Genomic DNA, 2,933 nt, shown 5'->3' with positions numbered 1-2,933 from the left:
GTATGTCCGGCAGGGGCGGCGGCGCCTGACGTCGTTGCAGGACATAATGGCCCAACAGCAGCAGGAGAGCGAAGATCACAATCCCTGCGAGCAGATGACGCCGGCTAATATTCACACCCCCACCCCCTCTTTATAATTTTACATTAGTTTACATTATTATCCAATATTGTATTTGTTTTGCATTCATCATCCGCCTTATTAAGATCGGCTCCATTATGAGGTTAACGGCCGTTATTCCACGAAATGGCCGCATAATAATCCTGATCTTTCTTGACTTTGCAACTTTTTCGTATAAAGTCCGTATGTCGGGGCATAGATACAGTATCAACAAAAAAGGAGGGATTTTTGCTTATGGCCAATGGACAAACCATTCGGTGCGCGGTTGAGAGCTGCAAATTCTATGGTGCAGGAGGTTATTGCCGCTTAGAGGCTATTGAAGTCGCTCCACAGCAGAATATCTACAGCGGCGTGGCAGATGAGGAAACTCTTTGTTCCAACTATGAACCCATCCTGGAATTATAATTCAACAGACCGTGTCGTGAGGGATACTCCCTGGCGGCACGGTTTCTATTATCTGTAATCCTTTTAGGATATTTGCCTTTTCTGAAAACACCTAATGCCATCCGCCTGCCAGATGGCCTGCTTACCCGCCTGATAAGAATGCTGGTGAGTTTTGCGGGCCCACGCACCAATCCTGGACCTGACCCTGTAATTGGAAGGACTGTGCAGCCAGCGGCCTTAGGGCCTTTGCTATGGGAAATTTGCACACTTCACAGTTGCATTAGATTAATTTATATAGTACAATAACTTTCGTGGATTAAAAGCGGCTATTTATAGCTAAATGCTAGGAACCGGAGCAGTAAGCTGGCAACCTTCAGAGAGCCGCCACAAGGGTGGAAGGCGGCAACGTCTGGTTGAACTCGCCGGGGAGCTGCACAGGCGGAAAGCCTGTGACGCAACCTACGTTACAGGTTAAAGTGGACAGATGTGGGGCTATGGCGCAGTTGGGAGCGCGCTTGAATGGCATTCAAGAGGTCGGGGGTTCGAATCCCCCTAGCTCCACCATAATTATATCTGTCAACAAGGGTGGTACCGCGGGAAACCAGCTCTCGTCCCTCAAGGGATGAGGGCTTTTTTAGTCTATAAAACCCACCAGGAGGTTGAGCGATGGAAAAGTATGATTTTAAGGTAATTGAGGCCAAGTGGCAGCAGTACTGGGAAGAGCACGGTTTTTACAAAGTCAGTGAAGACCCCTCTCGCCCTAAGTACTACGATTTGGAGATGTTCCCCTATCCTTCCGGCAACCTGCATATGGGACATGTTCGCAACTATGCCATCGGCGATGTGGTAGCCCGTTTTAAATCAATGAACGGCTTCAACGTGCTTCATCCCATGGGATGGGATGCTTTCGGCCTGCCTGCCGAGAACGCGGCCATTAAAAACGGCATCCATCCTGCCATCTGGACCTATGCCAATATCGATAACATGAAACGCCAGCTAAAAACCATGGGCATCAGCTACGACTGGGATCGGGAAGTAGCCACCTGCAAACCGGATTACTATAAATTCACCCAATGGATGTTCTTGAAACTCTACCAGCACGGTCTGGCCTACAAAAAGAAATCGGCGGTCAACTGGTGTCCTTCCTGCCAGACCGTTTTAGCTAATGAGCAGGTGGTCGACGGCAGCTGTGAACGCTGTGAAACGGTGGTGGAGAAGAAACAACTGGAACAGTGGTTTTTCAAAATCACCGATTATGCCCAGCGCCTTTTGGATGATCTGGAGCTGCTCCCGGGGTGGCCCGATAAGGTTAAAATCATGCAGCGCAACTGGATCGGACGCAGCGAGGGATGTCAGTTCGATATGAAGATCGCAGGCAGCGATGAGGTTATCTCGGTTTTCACCACCCGGCCGGATACTGTTTTCGGGGTTACTTACATGGTAATGGCGCCCGAGCATCCGCTGATCGATAAACTGGCGCAAAATACCGCCCAGGCTGAGGCGGTGAATGAGTTTATAGCCAACATGAAACATCTCAGCGATATCGCCCGCACTTCAACAGAGATTGAAAAAGAAGGGGTATTCACCGGCAGTTATGCCGTCAATCCTATGAGCGGTGAAGAAGTTCCGATTTGGATAGCCAACTATGTTTTGATGGATTACGGTACCGGAGCCATCATGGCGGTTCCCGCCCACGACCAGCGCGACTTTGAGTTCGCCCGCAAGTATGATCTTCCTGTCCGGGTGGTTATTCAAGGCGAAGACACCCCGGTTGATGGCGCCGATCTGAGCGAAGCCTATGTTGGCGAAGGCCGGATGATCAATTCGGGCGCTTTTAACGGGCTGACGGTCGAGGCCGGAAAAGCCGCGGTGACATCCTATATGGAAGAGAACCGGATCGGCGATGGAACCGTCAACTACCGCCTGCGGGACTGGCTTATCTCCCGGCAGCGCTATTGGGGCGCGCCCATTCCCATAATCTACTGTCAGGACTGCGGGATGGCGCCGGTGCCGGAAGAAGACCTCCCGGTGCTTTTGCCTGAAGATGTGGAATTTAAACCGTCCGGGGAGTCCCCACTGAACTATGTGAATTCCTTTTTTGAGACCACCTGTCCCAACTGCGGTAAAGAGGCCCGCCGGGAAACGGATACCATGGATACTTTCGTGTGTTCCTCCTGGTATTTCGACCGCTTCTGCAGCCCTAATGAAAGTGAGCAGCCTTTCGACAAAGCCGCCACCGACTATTGGATGCCGGTGGACCAGTACATAGGCGGGGTAGAGCACGCCATTCTGCATCTTATGTACGCCCGTTTCTTCACCAAGTTCCTCTATGACATCAAATGGCTGTCATGTCGGGAGCCGTTCACCAACCTGCTCACCCAGGGCATGGTCTTAAAAGACGGAACCAAGATGTCCAAGTCCAAAGGCAATGT

General features: G+C 51.1%; 2 protein-coding genes and 1 tRNA gene. All 3 read left to right on the top strand.

Going from position 1 to position 2,933, the window contains the following annotated elements:
• Positions 1–351: 351 nt before the first annotated feature.
• On the top strand, positions 352–522 hold the full coding sequence (locus B3W37_RS06415; protein ID WP_481037905.1) for a DUF1540 domain-containing protein: 171 nt from the start codon (positions 352–354) through the stop codon (positions 520–522).
• Between the two features lie 467 nt (positions 523–989).
• Positions 990–1,065: transfer RNA gene (locus B3W37_RS06410), tRNA-Ala, on the top strand.
• Positions 1,066–1,167: 102 nt separating this feature from the next.
• Positions 1,168–2,933: leucine--tRNA ligase (gene leuS / locus B3W37_RS06405; RefSeq protein ID WP_483175125.1), on the top strand; the 1,766-nt coding region annotated here is incomplete at its 3' end.

It is taken from the genome of Syntrophomonas sp. UBA5494, assembly GCF_002426325.1.
The sequence above is the reverse complement of the archived record's forward strand: the minus strand, read 5'-3'. Positions and strand labels throughout refer to the sequence as shown.

Excerpts from the sequence above, each read along its gene's own strand:
- B3W37_RS06415 (WP_481037905.1), top strand. The coding sequence starts at position 352 with ATGGCCAATGGACAAACCATTCGGTGCGCGGTTGAGAGCTGCAAATTC.